This window comes from Arthrobacter sp. EpRS71 (assembly GCF_001512285.1).
Taxonomy (GTDB): Bacteria; Actinomycetota; Actinomycetes; order Actinomycetales; family Micrococcaceae; genus Arthrobacter.
This window is the reverse complement of record NZ_LNUV01000006.1, coordinates 2,311,099-2,326,587: the sequence shown is the minus strand read 5'-3', so window position 1 is coordinate 2,326,587 and position 15,489 is coordinate 2,311,099. Positions and strand designations below refer to the sequence as shown.

12 protein-coding genes are annotated in these 15,489 nt (G+C 62.9%); 8 read left to right on the top strand and 4 right to left on the bottom strand.

Annotation, left to right across the window (positions count from 1 at the left end; translation table 11 throughout):
- The first annotated feature begins 48 nt into the window (after positions 1-48).
- Entirely contained in the window at positions 49-1,413 is a 1,365-nt protein-coding gene (locus tag AR689_RS21230) for an MBL fold metallo-hydrolase (protein WP_062073925.1), read from the top strand.
- Positions 1,414-1,488: 75 nt separating this feature from the next.
- On the opposite strand, the gene AR689_RS21225 is transcribed toward AR689_RS21230, so the two are convergent.
- The 3 genes from AR689_RS21225 to AR689_RS21215 all read right to left on the bottom strand — a co-directional run bounded on the left by AR689_RS21225 (position 1,489) and on the right by AR689_RS21215 (position 4,968).
- Entirely contained in the window at positions 1,489-2,169 is a 681-nt protein-coding gene (locus tag AR689_RS21225) for a FadR/GntR family transcriptional regulator (RefSeq protein WP_062073366.1), read from the bottom strand.
- Positions 2,166-3,449, bottom strand: coding sequence for an MFS transporter (locus tag AR689_RS21220; protein WP_062073364.1), 1,284 nt, complete (start codon positions 3,447-3,449; stop codon positions 2,166-2,168). The genes AR689_RS21225 and AR689_RS21220 overlap by 4 nt, the downstream gene beginning before the upstream one ends.
- A gap of 76 nt (positions 3,450-3,525) precedes the next feature.
- Positions 3,526-4,968 carry a PucR family transcriptional regulator gene (locus tag AR689_RS21215; protein WP_062073362.1) on the bottom strand — a complete coding sequence of 481 codons (1,443 nt, stop codon included), beginning with the start codon at positions 4,966-4,968 and terminating at the stop codon, positions 3,526-3,528.
- Between the two features lie 143 nt (positions 4,969-5,111).
- Here AR689_RS21215 and AR689_RS21210 point away from each other — a divergent pair, with 143 nt between their 5' ends.
- Positions 5,112-6,542 carry a gamma-aminobutyraldehyde dehydrogenase gene (locus AR689_RS21210; RefSeq protein WP_062073924.1) on the top strand — a complete coding sequence of 477 codons (1,431 nt, stop codon included), beginning with the start codon at positions 5,112-5,114 and terminating at the stop codon, positions 6,540-6,542.
- A gap of 46 nt (positions 6,543-6,588) precedes the next feature.
- Positions 6,589-7,944 (top strand): 4-aminobutyrate--2-oxoglutarate transaminase, encoded by a 1,356-nt coding sequence (gabT, locus tag AR689_RS21205; protein WP_062073360.1) that lies wholly within the window; start codon positions 6,589-6,591, stop codon positions 7,942-7,944.
- A gap of 149 nt (positions 7,945-8,093) precedes the next feature.
- On the opposite strand, the gene rarD is transcribed toward gabT, so the two are convergent.
- On the bottom strand, positions 8,094-9,182 hold the full coding sequence (gene rarD / locus AR689_RS21200; protein ID WP_062073358.1) for an EamA family transporter RarD: 1,089 nt from the start codon (positions 9,180-9,182) through the stop codon (positions 8,094-8,096).
- A gap of 117 nt (positions 9,183-9,299) precedes the next feature.
- Here rarD and AR689_RS21195 point away from each other — a divergent pair, with 117 nt between their 5' ends.
- The 5 genes from AR689_RS21195 (at position 9,300) to AR689_RS21175 (ending at position 15,344) form a co-directional block, all read left to right on the top strand.
- Entirely contained in the window at positions 9,300-10,760 is a 1,461-nt protein-coding gene (locus tag AR689_RS21195; RefSeq protein ID WP_062073923.1) for an FAD-dependent oxidoreductase, read from the top strand.
- Between the two features lie 89 nt (positions 10,761-10,849).
- Positions 10,850-12,193, top strand: coding sequence for a GAF domain-containing protein (locus AR689_RS21190; RefSeq protein WP_062073356.1), 1,344 nt, complete (start codon positions 10,850-10,852; stop codon positions 12,191-12,193).
- A gap of 96 nt (positions 12,194-12,289) precedes the next feature.
- Positions 12,290-13,813, top strand: coding sequence for an acetaldehyde dehydrogenase ExaC (exaC, locus tag AR689_RS21185; protein ID WP_062073354.1), 1,524 nt, complete (start codon positions 12,290-12,292; stop codon positions 13,811-13,813).
- A 104-nt stretch (positions 13,814-13,917) separates the two neighbouring features.
- Complete coding sequence (adhP, locus tag AR689_RS21180; RefSeq protein ID WP_062073922.1) at positions 13,918-14,928, top strand: alcohol dehydrogenase AdhP; 1,011 nt, start codon at positions 13,918-13,920, stop codon at positions 14,926-14,928.
- Positions 14,928-15,344 carry a DUF779 domain-containing protein gene (locus AR689_RS21175; RefSeq protein WP_062073352.1) on the top strand — a complete coding sequence of 139 codons (417 nt, stop codon included), beginning with the start codon at positions 14,928-14,930 and terminating at the stop codon, positions 15,342-15,344. Before adhP ends, AR689_RS21175 begins: the two co-directional genes overlap by 1 nt.
- Positions 15,345-15,489: the final 145 nt, after the last annotated feature.

The window sequence follows — 15,489 nt, the reverse complement described above, 5'->3', positions numbered from 1 at the left end:
TGGCCTGAAGGGTGCATAAGTGACCCCGCGTTGTTTTAGTCTGTGGGTATGGACGTCGTTGTCATCGAAACGCCCCAGTTGGGGGACCGGAGCTACCTTGTGCACGACGGCAATGTGGCGCTGGTGATTGATCCTCAACGCGACATTGACCGGGTTGAAACTGCCACCCGCGAAGCCGGCGTCCGTATTACGCACGTTGCCGAAACCCACCTCCATAACGACTACGTCACCGGCGGGTTGGTGCTGGCCGAAAAACACGGGGCCGCCTATCTGGTGAACGCCGAGGACCACGTCACGTTCACCCGTGTCCCCGTTTCCGATGGTCAGGTCCTCCGCGTCGGCCGCCTCCTGGTCAGGGTGGTTGCCACGCCAGGACACACCCACACGCACCTTTCGTATGTGGTCCGGGATGACACGCACGACGACGGCCCGGAGGCTGTGTTTTCCGGCGGCAGCTTGCTCTACGGTTCGGTGGGCCGGACGGACCTGGTCTCTCCCCGGGACACCGCGACGTTGGCCCATGACCAGTACTCCTCGGTCCGGCGCCTGGTGTCCCTGGCTCATCCAGACGCTGCGCTCTACCCGACCCACGGCTTCGGATCGTTCTGCTCGATCGGGCCTGCGAGCCACCAGGAATCGTCAACCATTGGCGAGCAAGCCGTCTCCAATCACGCCCTGACGGACCCTGACGTGGACCACTTCGTTGCAGAGTTGCTGGAGAACCTCACGGCGTACCCCGCCTATTACGCCCACATGAGCCCACTCAACGCCGCCGGTCCGGGCGCGGCGGACTTGGCCGTGCCGGATTCCGTGGATGCCGGTGAGCTGGGCCGACGCCTGAGGTCAGGGGAGTGGGTAGTGGACTTGCGGCATCGCGTAGCCTTCGCGGACAGCCATCTCAAGGGCAGCGTGAGTTTTGAGTACGGTCGCGGGGACAATTTCACCAGCTACCTCGGCTGGGTGATCCCTTGGAGCCAGCCACTCACGCTGCTTGGGCCCAGGGGAGAGGTGGAAAAGGCGATCCGCGACCTGGCGAGAATCGGCATCGATAGTCCGGATGCCGCCGTCGGGCCTCAACCTGGTGAGTGGTCGCCGGAGTCTCCACCGGCGAGCTACCCGCACGCGGAGTGGTCCGCGCTCCTCAAAGGCCGTGCACAGGGGGACGTGGTGCTGGACGGTCGGCGACCAGAGGAGTTCGAGGCATCGCATGTGGTTGGTGCGGTGAACATGCCGGTGTACGAACTCCTCGGGAGGATCACTGAGCTGCCATCCGCCAGAATCTGGGTGCACTGTGCCACGGGATACAGGGCGAGTGTTGCAGCGAGCCTGCTGGACCGGGCAGGGTGTGACGTGGTGCTGATCAACGCCAGATTCAGGGATGCGGCCCGGGCCGGGATCGAGACGGTGCCTTAAGACGTTGTTGGCCCGCTAAACCGTGGTGTTGCAGCGACGGAATAGCGGTCTGGCAACGTATTAGCCGCGCAGACGTTACCGCGGCGCCTGATCCGAGCAGTAATCCAGATTCCGGTACACGCTCTGCACGGCGGCATCGGGATCGTGGGCTTCCAAGGCATCAACCAGTTCGTCATGGCCTTCGCGGGGGATGCCGTTGAAGCCGCCCTTCCGCTGCTGCCGCAGGAGGTCGTTATGAAACACTCCTCCAAACGACACGTACAGCTGGTGCAGCAGGGGATTACCGGACGCCAAGGCAACGCGCTCGTGGAATTCCCAGTCGGCACTTGCCCAAGTGGGGTAGTCCTCGGCCTGCCAGGCGTCATGCCGGAGTGCGAGGAGGCGGCGCATCTCAGCCAAATCCTCAACAGTGGCGTGCTTGGTGGCCAATCGGGCAGCCTGGGTGTCCAAACCGAGGCGAACCTCCACAATGTGTTCTTGCGTGTGCTCCAAGTACATGCGCTGGGCTGCACCGGACATCTCGCTGTTCGCCCGCACATACGTGCCATCTCCCCGGCGGACCTCCAACATGCCCGAGTGTGCCAGCGCCTTAATGGCCTCGCGCAGGGTCCCCCGCGAAACACCAAGGGTGGACATCAGCTCGGGCTCGGCAGGAATCCGCTCCTGTAGCGGCCATTCACCGGACTTGATCATGTCCCGCAGCTTGGCGGTGATCTCCTCGGCAAGGGCCGGGCGATGCGAAGGGGTCAGTGTCATGCTGTCCTCGGTCCGGTCTTGGTGGCAGTGCGCTTGCTCGTCAGCAGGTGGCAGGTAACCATGAGCGCCACCGCCACGATGGACAGCAGGCTCAGCGGCAATACCCAACCGCCGGTGGCGCTGTGGAGCAAGCCCATGCCAAAGGGGCCAATTGCCGCAATCAAGTATCCCAGCGATTGGGCGATGGTGGAGAGCGCGGTGGTTTCCGCCGTCGAGCGTCCACTACGGCTGATAATCACCAGCACCAGCGGGAAGATGCCCAAGCCGAAGCCGAACAGCACGGCGGGAACAACGGCCAATGACGTCGGCAGCCAGACCATGGCGGCGATGGCCAACAAGGTTGAGCTGCTGGCCAGGTACAGGGCCGGGCGGAGCATGCCGGGCCTTGAGCCGAAAGCGAGCAGGATCATGCCGGCAGCGACGGATACCAGTTGCATCACACCGAACTGCAGGCCGCTCTCGGAGGGGCTGAGACCTTGAGACGTCAAGATGTAGGCGAACCAGCTCATCACGGCGTAGGCGAGGAAAGCCTGGAAGGTGAAGATCGCGGTGATCAGAAGGCCCAAACGGGTGCGCAGCAGGGGCCACATGGAGACCCGCGGACGATCGGTTTTGGTGGCCTTCCGGTGCGTGTGCAGGACCACCGGCAGGAAACCCACCAGAGCCGCGACGCCCAGCAGGCCCCAAGCAGCCAGGCCAATGGACGGCGAGCCGAGCTCCTGGGCCAACGGAACGCTGACCACTGCGGCGAAGGTGGCTCCGCCTGACATGGTGAAAGTGTAGAGGCCGGTCATCATGGAGGTGCGCTCGGAGTAGTGCTCACGGATGAAAGACGGCATGGCCACGTTGCACACGGCAAGGCCGGACATTGCCAGGACTGTGCCTCCAAGGAGGGCGCCCGTCACTGGAATGCCACGCACCAGCAAGCCGCCGGCCAGCAGTGCCAAAGCGATGGCGATCGCCTTCTCCACGCCCACCCGGCGGGTCAGCCAGGACGTTCCCATGCCTGCAACCGCAAAGCACAGCAGCGGGATGGACGGCAGGATGGACGCCACCAGAGCGCCATAACCCAGCACCTGCTGAAGGTCATGGAACAGGGCTGCGGCGCTGGTGATGCCTGCGCGCAGATTCAGGCCGATGAGCACCACGGCAATAATGCCGACGACGGCGACCACCCGGGTCTTGGGGACCGCAGGGTTCTCCCGGACTGCAGGAGTCTGGGAGGTGCTCACAGTAGGGATGTTTCCGGTGCTGGGGGTAAGAGGAGTCGTCGCGGCCATATCTAAAGGTTAGACGTTTGACGTCTAATGTCTAGAGTTTTGTGGTGAACCTCTCCGCGCTGGTTATTTTCGGGCGTTACCGCGGGTTGCGGGAACCCAGGCGCTGGACGGCCAAAGCCAACCACAACTGCACACGGTCCTGCGTCTGGGAGGGGTCGTAGCCAGTCAGCTCCGTGATTTGGGCCAGACGGTAGCGCACCGTGTTGCGGTGCAGCGTCAGGGCCTCGGCCACGGCAGCCACCGATCCGTTGTGGTTCAGGTAGCTTTCCAGCGTGGCCACCAGTTCGGCACCGTGGGCGGCGTCGAATTTCCTCAGCGGGGTGAGGGACTCGCTGGCCATGTCAGCCAGCGGAACATCCTCGCTGGCAAGCAACAGGGACGTCAGGCTCAGCCGCTCGGGCTCGTTGACCGGCAAGCCGTGCGCCACGGCGTCGCGCGCTTCAAAGTAGCTCCACCGCAGCCCGTTCGGTTTCGTGTAGGCGCCGCCGATGCCAATCACGGCGTGGATGCCGGCCTCCTGCAAATGATCACTCAGGCTCTTGGCCAGAGCCGTGGCCGAGCTTCCGTCGTCGCTGATGACCGTGACCAGGTCCTTCCCGACGACGGCGCTGACGCCGGCTTCCAGCGCCTGGGGCAGCGAAATGCTGATCAGTTGTTTGTGATGGGCCGCGGATTCCGCAACGAGCACCACGTTCTTTCGGGTGCTGTTGATGCCAACGCCGGCCAAACGCCTGGCTGCCTCGATGCTCTCCAGCGTGCCGTGAATGACGTCGTCCAGCACCTGACCTGCCATGGCCCGCTGGGACTGCCGCTGCTTGACCATGTTGTTGAGCTCCACGCTGATGAGGTTCTGCGCGTAGCTGACAATCCCGGAGTCAACAAAAGGCTGCCGCAACCACAGCGTGCAGGCGTCCCTGCGGCCGGTGGGAATCGGGTACGAAGCCCAGTCATCCGCCGTCGGGGACGGCTTTCCAGCCACGCTGTTGTAAAGCTGCGCGCTGAACTGGGTGAGCACCACATCAGTCCGGAGCATGCTGCCCAGTTGTTTGAGGAGCTCGTTCAGGCCGCCGCCGGTGAGGAGTGAGCGGGCCAGGATCTGGTGTCCGGCGAGGAGGCGCTCCAAATTTGAGTAGTGGTCCGCGGAATGCGATTCCGCCACCAGCTTGCCGATTGCGATGAAGGGGATCTCGTAAGGGACTTCCACCAGTGGCAAACCCCAGCGGTTGGCTTCGGCGATGAGTGCTTCGGGAACGGACTCGTGGGTGAGGCCGATGCCGAAGCCGATCCCCACAGCGCCGGCGCGCTGGGCCTGGCGGACGAAGCGCCGCTGGTCCGCGGCGCTCTTGAGGCGCAGCCCCGTGGTCAGGACCAACTCTCCGCCGCTAAGGAAGCGCTGTGGATCCTCCAGTTCCGTCACGGCAACCCAGCTGATGTCCTGGTTCCACGTTGTTTCGGCAAGGCCGGCTTGGCGGAGTTTCAGGGAGGGGACAGCGACGAGCGAAGCGAGGGACATGGCCATGCTTTAAGCGTAACCCGGCACTGGTCAAGCGCACTAAGCGGGTGGTGGTTGTGTGTGCAGCTGGCTATTCCTTGGACCCCCTCCCTGGCATAGGCTCTGATCAGCTAAACCCATGCCCAGACTCCGAAAGAGGGTTGCACACCGTGGTTCAAACCTTGCAGAACTTCATCAACGGCGAATTCGTTACGCCGGCAGGTACGGGTCTTTTGGACATCGTGAACCCCGCCACCGGGGAAATCGTTGCCAAGTCGCCCATTTCGGTGCAGGCCGACGTAGACGCTGCCATGACTGCGGCCAACCAGGCCTTCAAGTCCTGGAAGAAAGCCACCCCGGGCCAGCGCCAGCTCATGCTCCTCAAGCTCGCCGACGCCGTAGAGGCCAACAGCGACGAACTCGTCGAAGCCCAGCACCGCAACACCGGACAGGTCCGCTCCCTGATTGCTTCCGAGGAAGTTGCCGCAGGCGCCGACCAGCTCCGCTTCTTCGCCGGCGCGGCCCGCATCATGGAAGGCAAGTCCGCGGGCGAGTACTTCGAAGGCCACACTTCCTACGTGCGCCGCGAACCCATCGGCGTTGTAGCCCAGGTTGCTCCGTGGAACTACCCGTTCCTCATGGCCATCTGGAAGATCGGCCCCGCCCTGGCAGCAGGCAACACCATCGTTCTGAAGCCCTCGGACACCACCCCCGAGTCCACGCTGGTCCTGGCACGCCTCGCCGGCGAGATCTTCCCGGCCGGCGTCCTCAACGTTGTCCTCGGCACCGGCGAAACCGGCGCCATGATGGTTGACCACAAGGTCCCCGGACTCGTTTCCATCACCGGTTCCGTCCGCGCCGGCATCGCCGTTGCCAGCGGTGCAGCCAAGGGTCTCAAGCGTGCCCACCTGGAGCTTGGCGGCAAGGCACCGGCAATCGTCTTCAAGGATGCCGACATCAAGAAGAGCGCCGCGGCAATCGCCGAGTTCGCCTTCTTCAACGCCGGCCAGGACTGCACGGCCATCACGCGCGTGCTGGTGGAAGACTCCGTTCACGACGACGTCGTGGCGGCAATGGTGGAGCACACCAAGACCCTGCACACCGGTTCGCAGAACGACGAAGACAACTACTTCGGCCCGTTGAACAACGTGAACCACTTCAACGCCGTGACCTCTGTCGTGGAGAACCTGCCGGAGAACTGCAAGATCGAAACCGGTGGCCACCGCGCAGGGGAGAAGGGCTTCTTCTTCGAGCCCACCATCATCTCCGGCGCCAAGCAGACCGATGACATCGTGCAGAAGGAAACCTTCGGCCCGGTCATCACCGTCCAGAAGTTCAGCACGGAAGACGAAGCACTGGAACTGGCCAACGACGTCGAATACGCCTTGGCATCCAGCGTCTGGACCACCGACCACGGCACGGCCATGCGCATGAGCCGCGACCTGGACTTCGGTGCGGTCTGGATCAACACTCACATCCTCCTGACGGCAGAGATGCCCCACGGCGGCTTCAAGCAGTCCGGCTACGGCAAGGACCTCTCCATGTACGGCGTGGAGGACTACACGCGCATCAAGCACGTCATGAGTGCACTCGACGCGTAGCTCGTTCGCCCCACCCGTACGAATTTCCCAGAAAGGCAACCACCCCATGACTACTACCGCGAACGAACTCTCGTACCGCATCGAGCAGAAGCGCAACATCAACGGCGCCTTCCCCGGCCCCAAGTCGCAGGCACTGGCCGAGCGCCGCTCCGCCGTCGTCGCCGCCGGCGTCGCCTCGGGCGTCCCCGTTTACGTTGAAGACGCCGACGGCGGCATCATCCGCGACGTCGACGGCAACTCCTTCATCGACCTCGGCTCCGGCATCGCCGTGACCAGCGTCGGCGCGTCCGATCCCGCCGTCGTCGCCGCTGTCCAGGAAGCTGCCGCGCACTTTACGCACACCTGCTTCATGGTCACCCCCTACGAGGGCTACGTTGCAGTTGCCGAGCAGCTCAACCGCCTTACCCCGGGCGATCACGCCAAGCGCACCGTGCTGTTCAACTCCGGCGCTGAAGCCGTGGAGAACGCCGTCAAGGTTGCACGCCTGGCCACCGGCCGCGACGCCGTTGTTGCTTTCGACCACGCCTACCACGGCCGTACCAACCTGACCATGGCGCTCACCGCCAAGGCCATGCCTTACAAGACCAACTTCGGCCCGTTCGCGCCCGAGGTCTACCGCATGCCCATGAGCTACCCGTTCCGTGAAGAGAACCCGGAAATCACGGGTGCCGAGGCCGCCAAGCGCGCCATCACCATGATTGAGAAGCAGATCGGTGGCGACCAGGTTGCCGCGATCATCATCGAGCCCATCCAGGGTGAAGGTGGCTTCATCGTACCGGCTGAGGGCTTCCTCCCGGCACTGTCCGCTTGGGCCAAGGAAAAGGGCATCGTCTTCATCGCTGACGAGGTCCAGTCCGGCTTCTGCCGCACCGGCGAATGGTTCGCCGTTGACCACGAAGGTGTTGTCCCGGACATCATCACCATGGCCAAGGGCATCGCCGGCGGCCTTCCGCTCTCGGCCATCACCGGCCGCGCGGACCTGCTCGACGCCGTTCACCCCGGCGGCCTGGGCGGCACCTACGGAGGCAACCCGGTAGCTTGTGCAGCAGCACTGGCAGCAATCGACACCATGGAGCAGCACGACCTCAACGGCCGCGCCCGCCACATCGAAGAGCTCGCCCTGGGCAAGCTTCGCGAACTCGCCGCTGAAGTTTCCGTTGTTGGCGACATCCGCGGCCGCGGCGCCATGCTGGCTATCGAGCTGGTCCAGTCCGGTTCCAAGGAACCCAACGCCGAGCTCACCAAGGCCGTTGCAGCTGCTTGCCTCAAGGAAGGCGTCATCATCCTGACCTGTGGCACCTACGGTAACGTCATCCGCTTGCTCCCGCCGCTGGTCATCAGCGACGAACTGCTGATCGACGGCCTTGAGGTCCTCGCAGCAGCCATCAAGGCTCACGCGTAAGTCTCTACGTTTCACCAAGGAGGGCCGGGTTCACTTGTGGACCCGGCCCTCCTTTTGTTTTGCCGCCCAGTTCGCGGGAACCCGCCGAGTTCGCTGGAGTTTTCCGGGGGTTTTGGCAGCTTTCCCGCGACTTCGACGGCGGCTCCGGGCTACGCTGCGGCCGTTGACTCGCGCCGGGCCTGCTTCTTCAGCACCGAGTTTTTCCTGGTGGTGCGAAGCATGTCGATGGTGAGCAGTATCAGCGCCAACCACACTACGCAGAAGCCGATCCAGCGGGCAGTGGTCATGGTCTCGTTGAACACGGCCAGCGCCACGATGAACTGCAGCACCGGCGCGAAGTATTGCAGCAAGCCGATGGTGGTCATGGGCAGGCGGCGGGCTGAGGCGCCGAAGAACAGCAGCGGAACAGCCGTGATGACGCCGGAGGCCACCAGCAGCCAGAAGTGGCCCGCACCCAGGGTGGTGAGAGTTTCGACGCCGGTCACGGCCAGGACCACCATGGTGATGGCGGCAAAGGGAGCCAACACCACCGTTTCGACGCTGAGGCTGGTGAGGGCGTCAACCTTGGGGCCCACCCGCTTTTTCACGAAGCCGTAGAGGCCAAAGCTGAACGCGAGGATCAGTGCGATCCAGGGGAGTTGCCCGTAGGAGAACGTCAGAACGCCCACCGCAACGAACCCAATGCCTACAGCAGCCCACTGCAGGGGACGCAGTTTTTCCTTGAGGACAAATACTCCGAGCAAAACAGAGACCAGCGGGTTGATGAAGTACCCCAAGGACGTCTCAACGGCATGGCCCGTGGTAACGCCGAACGTGTAGGTGAGCCAGTTGATGGCAATCAGCACAGCGGCCAGGGCCAAGGGGCCGAACACCGTGCGGTCCTTGACCGCAGCGCCAAAGACCCGCCAAGCCCGCGTGATGGTGATCAGCAATGCACAGAAGAGCAGGGACCAGACGATCCGGTTGGCTACGATTTCGATTGCACTGGCGGGCATGAGCACGAAGAAGTACAGGGGAAGCAGCCCCCACAGGCCATAAGCGCCGATCCCAAACAGAATTCCCGCCGTCGACTCGCTCCGTACGGGCTTGCCGCCCGGTTTGCCGGAGCCGCCCGAAGCGCCGGTACCGCCGCCGCCCGCCGTCGTCGTGGGTTGGTTTGAAGAGGGGGAGTTGGCAGCTAGCTGTTCCGGAGTCGACACATTGTCGCCAACACCATCCGAAGCCGCAATATTCCGCAATCTTTATCATTTTCTGTGACTCCTGCCATATAAGCAGCCGGGTGTGGGGCTGACATCTAGAATTGGAATCTGCGCGCCCCAACAATGGCGTGGCTCACTGCTTCGGAAGGGCTAACGGTGTCCAACTCAGCCGCAACAACCCCCAATCGTCCGCTTCGTGTCGCCATTGTTGGCGCGGGACCCGCAGGCGTGTACGCCGCGGACATTCTGACTAAATCCAATGAGGTCAAGGACGGGCATGTGGAGGTCAGCATTGATCTCTTCGAGGCATATCCGGCACCGTACGGCCTGATCCGCTACGGGGTGGCCCCCGATCACCCGCGCATCAAGGGAATCGTCAATGCCCTGCACAAGGTTTTGGACCGCGGTGATATCAGGTTCCTTGGCAACGTGACCTACGGCCGGGATCTGACGCTCCATGATTTCCGTGCGTTCTACGACGCCGTGATCTTCTCCACCGGTGCCATCAAGGACGCAGACCTGAACATTCCGGGCGTCGAGTTGGAGGGCTCCTTCGGGGGCGCTGACTTCGTGTCCTGGTACGACGGACACCCGGACGTTCCCCGCGACTGGCCGCTTGATGCCAAGGAAATCGCCGTGATCGGCAACGGCAACGTAGCCCTGGATGTGGCCCGGATGCTGGTCAAGCACCCTGAGGAACTCCTGGTTACGGAGATCCCGGACAACGTGTATGCCGGGCTCAAGAAGTCACCGGTCACAGACGTCCATGTTTTCGGCCGCCGTGGCCCGGCACAGGTGAAGTTCACTCCGTTGGAGTTGCGCGAGCTGTCCCACTGTAAAGACGTGGACATTGTCCTGTACCCGGAGGACTTCGAGTTCGACGAAGCGTCCGATGAAGCCATCAAGACCAACAACCAGATCAAGACCATGGTCAACACCATGACCAACTGGCTGGTGGAGGAGCACGCAGAATCGGAACAGCCGTCATCGCGCCGCCTGCACTTGCACTTCCTGCACAGCCCGGTGGAGATTCTTGACTCAGCTGAGACGCCCGGAAAGGTCTCCGGCATCAAATTCGAACGAATGCAGCTGGACGGAACAGGCAACGTCAAAGGCACTGGAGAGTTCATCGAGTACCCGGTCCAATCGGTTTACCGGGCAATCGGCTATCACGGTTCACCGCTGGAGGAGCTGGAGTACGACGCCCGCCGTGGCGTCATACCGAACGACGGCGGCCGCGTCCTGGGTGCCGACGGCGAGCCGGTGCCCGGAATTTACGCCACGGGTTGGATCAAGCGCGGGCCGGTGGGGCTGATCGGGCACACCAAGGGCGATGCTCTGGAGACCATCGGTTTCCTGCTCGAGGACAGGCTCAATCTTCCTCCCGCGGAGAACCCGGACCCGCAGGCCATCATTGACCTGCTGGAAGAACGCGGCATTGAATACACCACGTGGGAGGGCTGGAACAGGCTCGATGCCCACGAGGCCGCCCTCGGTGCCGCGTGGACTTCCGCCCAAACGCTTGGTGACGGGTCCGACGTCGAGGGTGATGGTGTGGTCCGCGAGCGCATCAAGGTTGTTCCACGTGAGGAAATGATCCGGATCTCCCGCGGCTGACATTCGCCTTCTTCCGAACTAGACTGCTGGGTACTGTCCCGCCCACCACACGTGCAGCGCACTGTTGTTGCGGACTATCAGGGAGTTCGATGAGGAATCCAGTCCATCCACCCGTTCCTGGCAGCGATGCCGCGGCGTTATTGCAGAAGCGTGCCTTGGTTGGGCATGAACGCCTGGATTCTTTGCGTCCCGGGGTGCCTGAGGACATCATCGGGTTGCGCCGCTTGGTCCGTGAGTCCTGGCAGCGATCGGCGAGCTTTCAAGCCAATCCTGATGTTGCCGAAGCGCCTCTTGCCATGGACCGCGATGAGCTGGAGGAGTACCGCCGGCAGCATCCCTTGGCCACGATTATGCCTGTCATTAAGAAGCTCCTGGTTCAACCCAGCCATGACAGTGGTTTGTTGGTGGCTGTGGGTGACGACGTTGGGCGGCTCCTGTGGGTTGACGGCGATCCGGTGATGCAGCGCCGCGCGGAGGGCATGATGTTCGTGGCCGGCGCTGACTGGTCTGAAGCCTCGGTGGGCACCAGCGCGCCTGGCACCGCGCTTGCGTTGGACCGCAGTATCCAGATCTCCGGGGCGGAGCATTTCAAGCGCTCCGTGCACCCATGGAGTTGTACGGCTGTTCCGTTCCATGACCCCGATTCCGGCGCAGTGTTGGGTGTTGTGGATATCACCGGCACGGAGACCGCTGTTGCCGCGCACACCCTTTCCTTGGTGGAGGCAACTGTTGCTGCCGCTCAAGCCCAATTGCGCATTGAACGCCTGACGCTCGCCGCTGCCGTCAAAGACAAACCTCGACGCCGGAACGCGGCCGCCGCCTCGGGTCACGTCTTGTACCGGAACAGCCTGCAGCTGTTGGGCCGCGACCAAGCGTTGCTCAGCATCGATGGGCGGACGGTTTCCCTCTCTGCCCGGCACAGCGAAATCCTGGCCATCCTCAGCAGTCACCCCGCCGGTCTCAGTGCTGAAGACCTCTGCACGCAGCTGTATCCGGGGGACGGCTCTGCGGTGACCCTCCGGGCCGAAATGGTGCGGCTCCGGAAAGTCATCCAGGAACTCAGCCCGGACGCGGTCCCGGAGTCCCGTCCGTATCGTTTGCCCGTGGAGCTGTTGCCGGACTCCGGCCAGGTCCTGAGTTGCCTGCAGCGCGGCGCCCACCGCATTGCCTTGGAAATCTACAAAGGTGGGCTGTTGCCACGCTCGGAGGCGCCCGGCGTCGTGCAGTTGCGTGACCGGGTCTCGCACCTGCTGCGTGAGGCGCTGCTTAGCGACGGCAGCGTTGATTCGCTTCTCAAGTACGCTGAGCTGCCCGAGGCGAAGTACGACGTCGACCTCCGCCTTGCGGTGTTGAAGCTGCTGCCGCCTCGGTCACCTAAGCGGGCCGCCGTCGTCGCTGACCTTGAGCGGATCGACGCGGAGCTCAAAGCGTGAGCTGACTCACATGGTTGCAACGTAGCTGCAACCTCTACGCTCCTAGGCTCGAGTCAATGGCGATAGCCACCGTGATTCGCAGCAAAGGAGCTAGCAATGACTGTTTATGCACAGCCGGGTGCCGAGGGTTCGAAGGTCACGTTCAAGGACCGTTACGAGAATTGGATCGGCGGCGAGTGGGTTGCCCCGGTCAAGGGCGGCTACTTCGAGAACATCACCCCCGTCACGGGCAAAGCCTTCTGCGAAGTTGCCCGTGGTACCTCCGAGGACATTGAGCTGGCGTTGGACGCCGCGCACAAAATTGCACCGTCGTGGGGCAAGACGTCCGCCACGGAACGCGCAGCTATTCTGAACAAGATCGCGGACCGTATTGACGAGAATGTGGAGCTCCTCGCGGTCGCAGAGACGTGGGACAACGGCAAGCCCGTCCGGGAAACCCTCAACGCCGACATCCCGTTGGCTGCCGATCACTTCCGTTACTTCGCCTCCGTAGTGCGCGCGCAGGAAGGCCACCTCTCCCAGCTGGATGAGGACACCACCGCCTACCACTTCAAGGAACCGCTGGGCGTTGTTGGCCAGATCATCCCGTGGAACTTCCCCATTCTCATGGCCGTCTGGAAGCTGGCGCCGGCGCTGGCAGCAGGCAACGCCGTGGTGCTCAAGCCCGCCGAGCAGACGCCCACCTCCATCCTGGTCCTCATGGAGCTGATCGGTGACCTTCTCCCGGCCGGCGTAGTGAACGTGGTCAACGGCTTCGGCGTTGAGGCCGGAAAGCCGCTCGCTTCCAGTTCCCGGATCCGCAAGATCGCTTTCACGGGCGAAACCACCACGGGGCGCCTCATCAGCCAGTACGCTTCCAGCAACCTCATTCCTGTCACCCTGGAACTTGGTGGCAAGAGCCCCAACATCTTCTTCGATGACGTAGCCGCCCACAATGACGCCTTCTACGACAAAGCCCAGGAAGGCTTCACGCTCTTCGCCTTCAACCAGGGCGAAGTCTGCACCTGCCCGTCCCGTGCGCTGGTTCAGGAAGGCATCTACGACTCCTTCATGACGGACGCGGTGGCCCGGACCAACAAGATCATCCAGGGCAACCCGCTGGACACCGATACCCAAGTGGGTGCCCAGGCTTCCAACGATCAGCTGGAGAAGATCCTGTCCTACATCGATATCGGAAAGCAGGAGGGCGCCAAGGTCCTCACCGGCGGTGCCCGTGCCGAGCTGGACGGTGACTTCGCAGGCGGCTACTACGTCCAGCCCACCATTTTCGAAGGCCACAACCGGATGCGCATCTTCCAGGAGGAGATCTTCGGCCCGGTAGTGTCCGTCACCAAGTTCAGCGACTACAACGACGCAATCGGCATCGCCAACGACACCCTCTACGGTTTGGGTGCCGGCGTATGGTCGCGCAACGGAAATGTGGCCTACCGCGCCGGCCGGGAAATCCAGGCAGGCCGCGTGTGGGTCAACAACTACCACGCCTACCCGGCAGGTGCCGCCTTCGGTGGCTACAAGTCATCAGGTATCGGCCGTGAGAACCACGCCATGATGCTGGACCACTACCAGCAGACCAAGAACCTCCTGGTCAGCTACAACGAGAACAAGCTCGGCTTCTTCTAGGAGCTTTGTACAGCAGATGCCCTGATGGAGCCGTTTTAAGGGCATCAGCTGTACACAAACTCCCATCATTCGTTCAGATCAAAGGAGATCCTCACATGACCACCATGCAAGCAGCAGTAGTCACGAAGTTCGGTACCGACCTCGAGATCAAGGAAGTGGAAAGGCCGACGCCGGGTCCCGGCCAGGCGCTGGTCCGCCTCATCACCTCGGGCGTTTGTCATACCGACCTCCACGCCGCCGAAGGCGACTGGCCGGTCAAGCCCACACCGCCGTTCATACCCGGCCATGAGGGAGTGGGCGAAGTAGTGGCCCTGGGGGAGGGCGTCACGGATGTTGCAGTGGGCGACCTCGTGGGAAACGCCTGGCTGTGGTCCGCTTGCGGAGACTGCCAGTACTGCCGGACCGGGTGGGAAACCCTGTGCGAGTCCCAGCAGAACGGCGGCTACAGCGTTGACGGCTCGTTCGGGGAGTACATGCTGGTGGACACCCGTTTTGCTGCGCGGATTCCGGAAGGTTCGGATCCGGTGGAAGTTGCGCCCGTGCTGTGCGCAGGCGTCACGGTCTACAAGGGCTTGAAGATGACCGAGGCCAGGCCGGGGCAGTGGGTCACCATCTCCGGCATCGGCGGTCTGGGACACATTGCAGTCCAGTACGCGGTGGCCATGGGACTCCGGGTGGCAGCAGTGGACATTGCCGATGACAAACTGGCCCTGGCCCGCGAACACGGTGCCGAGCTGACCGTGAACGCACTGCACGAGGATCCGGCGGAAGTCATCCAGCGCAAAACGGGCGGATGCCACGGTGTCCTGGTCACGGCGGTGCACCCCTCTGCGTTCGGCCAGGCGATCGGCATGGCACGGCGCGGTGGAACCATCGTCTTCAACGGGTTGCCGCCGGGAGACTTCCCGGCGCCGATCTTCGAGATCGTCCTCAAGGGACTCACGGTCCGCGGCTCGATCGTGGGCACGCGTCAGGACCTTGAAGAAGCATTGGAGTTCTATGCGCAGGGCAAGATCAAGCCCACAGTCTCAACCAGGGAACTCTCCGAGGTCAACGCAGTGTTTGACGAGATGAAGCACGCCAAGATCGACGGCCGTGTGGTGCTGAAGTTCTGATGAACACCAACAGCGTGGAGGCCGCGGTGACGCTGCCCGGGGAAGATTTCTCCCGGGTGGCGCTCACCGCGGTATCCGTGGAACTGCTCCGCAAGCTCTGGAAGCAGCACGGGCCGCTCATGTTCCATCAGTCCGGCGGCTGCTGCGACGGCTCCGCACCCATGTGCTACCCGGCAGGGGAGTTCCTGACCGGTGACTCCGATGTCCTGCTGGGACGCTTCGATATTGGCGATGCAGATCAATCCCAGCCCTTGGAGTTCTGGATGTCCAAGGAGCAATTCAACTATTGGTCGCACACGCACCTCACAGTTGATGTGGTTCCGGGGCGCGGCAGCGGGTTCTCGGTGGAGTCACCTGAGGGCAAGCGGTTCCTGATCCGCTCTACCCTTATGGACTGGGACGTGCCAAGCATCTAGGAAAAGCTGACTGGTGTGACGGGGGCTACGTGCGCCCGTCCCACCAGTCACACCTGTCACAGCATTTCGTGGTTCGTCTCACTATCTGGGATAAATATGGTCGTCCAAGGGCCGGACACTATTCTTGATGAGTCCTATACCACTC

Bases quoted from the DNA above. Each gene is read 5' to 3' on its own strand.
- AR689_RS21230 (WP_062073925.1), top strand. From the start codon at position 49: ATGGACGTCGTTGTCATCGAAACGCCCCAGTTGGGGGACCGGAGCTAC.
- AR689_RS21225 (WP_062073366.1), bottom strand. From the start codon at position 2,169: ATGACACTGACCCCTTCGCATCGCCCGGCCCTTGCCGAGGAGATCACC.
- AR689_RS21220 (WP_062073364.1), bottom strand. From the start codon at position 3,449: ATGGCCGCGACGACTCCTCTTACCCCCAGCACCGGAAACATCCCTACT.
- AR689_RS21215 (WP_062073362.1), bottom strand. From the start codon at position 4,968: ATGGCCATGTCCCTCGCTTCGCTCGTCGCTGTCCCCTCCCTGAAACTC.
- gabT (WP_062073360.1), top strand. From the start codon at position 6,589: ATGACTACTACCGCGAACGAACTCTCGTACCGCATCGAGCAGAAGCGC.
- AR689_RS21190 (WP_062073356.1), top strand. From the start codon at position 10,850: ATGAGGAATCCAGTCCATCCACCCGTTCCTGGCAGCGATGCCGCGGCG.
- exaC (WP_062073354.1), top strand. From the start codon at position 12,290: ATGACTGTTTATGCACAGCCGGGTGCCGAGGGTTCGAAGGTCACGTTC.
- adhP (WP_062073922.1), top strand. From the start codon at position 13,918: ATGCAAGCAGCAGTAGTCACGAAGTTCGGTACCGACCTCGAGATCAAG.
- AR689_RS21175 (WP_062073352.1), top strand. From the start codon at position 14,928: ATGAACACCAACAGCGTGGAGGCCGCGGTGACGCTGCCCGGGGAAGAT.